The organism is Brevibacterium sp. ZH18, assembly GCF_022748595.1.
Classification (GTDB): domain Bacteria; phylum Actinomycetota; class Actinomycetes; order Actinomycetales; family Brevibacteriaceae; genus Brevibacterium.
This window is the reverse complement of record NZ_JALDSX010000101.1, coordinates 1-1,219: the sequence shown is the minus strand read 5'-3', so window position 1 is coordinate 1,219 and position 1,219 is coordinate 1. Positions and strand designations below refer to the sequence as shown.

The window sequence follows — 1,219 nt, the reverse complement described above, 5'->3', positions numbered from 1 at the left end:
GATGGAGTCTTGAACACCTACATCATTGCACCCAGGGTCCCGTTTCTTGCGCTGCTTGAGGGTGGCTATCGCACCGCCCTATTTATGAAGAGCCGGATTTTCGACACTAAATGCCTGAAGAAGGGTGCGGATTCCGCGGACCGCTGGGCACTTTGGGTTTACGTGATCGACGAATGACCTGACATCGAGATTAATGCCGCTATAATATACTTCTAAATATTCGTAGAAAATCGCTAGGAGACACTTGTCAGCAGGTGAAGAAATTGTATATGCGATTGGATATGTGAATGTCACGGTCACTGGAGCTCTTCTCATGTTGCAGTCAACGACTCCCGATGGCTCGCGCGCTCCTGACGCTTCCGGTGAACCGTGGCCCAATAGATACACGAAAGAACCTTCAGCGATCCTGCTTGATCGACACGCTTTCAGCGGCGAGGTGCACTCTGGTCGCTTAGGCGTAACCGGCTATGTCGGAGCAGATGCAACTGCCGGAGCGTGCGCTCCCGTGATAAGAGTAAAATCTGTCGATTCAACTCCCGGTAATGATGCAAATGTTTGGAGAACCAGAGATTTTACGATGAAAGGCCCGTTTCGGCCTTGCGAAAATAGCTCTGCTCTGGAGCATGAATTTTCTGCTGGTTCGGTGTCGTGGACGAGCGGAAAGACTCCCGAAAATCTGTACGCGGCTCATGTTGCGAACCTGGAATTCATGGAAAGTCCAATGGGTAGGGACGCATTTGCTGCGGGAATGCTTCACTCTTCAGATAATGGTTTTCTTGCAGTCGTGGACGTTCCAATCGTCACAGATGTTATGCGGGCCTGGCTCCGGACTACCCCGCATCGCATCTCTTTGGTTCCCATTGCCCGCCGCCAGAGGCCTTGAGGATTCGGGGAAACGAAGTCTAAGCGAAATAGGAGTCCGCTATGCCCTCCCGTAGCGTTCCAAAGACGCATCACTTTCGCAGCGCTAGGTGTACTTCCCCGTGAGGTTGTGAACACGAGCTGAGGGTGTGCGGCCACCGATACCGGTATGGGGCGTTGGAAATTATAGTCATGCACCCACGCCTCGTAGGCTTCCGCACGGTCGGCTTCGCTGGCATACACCCTCGCATAGGCCCATTTGGCGGCTCATCGTAAATAAGAGTGTAGGACTGTCCTGAATCCGCCGGATTCGAGTAGGCATCTGGCGATGTAATGGGTGAGGTTGCGGAATCCTAGT

General features: G+C 52.9%; 1 pseudogene. It reads right to left on the bottom strand.

Annotated features, from left to right (window positions below):
- Positions 1 to 967: 967 nt before the first annotated feature.
- A pseudogene (locus tag MPN20_RS17090) lies at positions 968 to 1,122 on the bottom strand (integrase core domain-containing protein); the annotation flags it as partial.
- Positions 1,123 to 1,219: the final 97 nt, after the last annotated feature.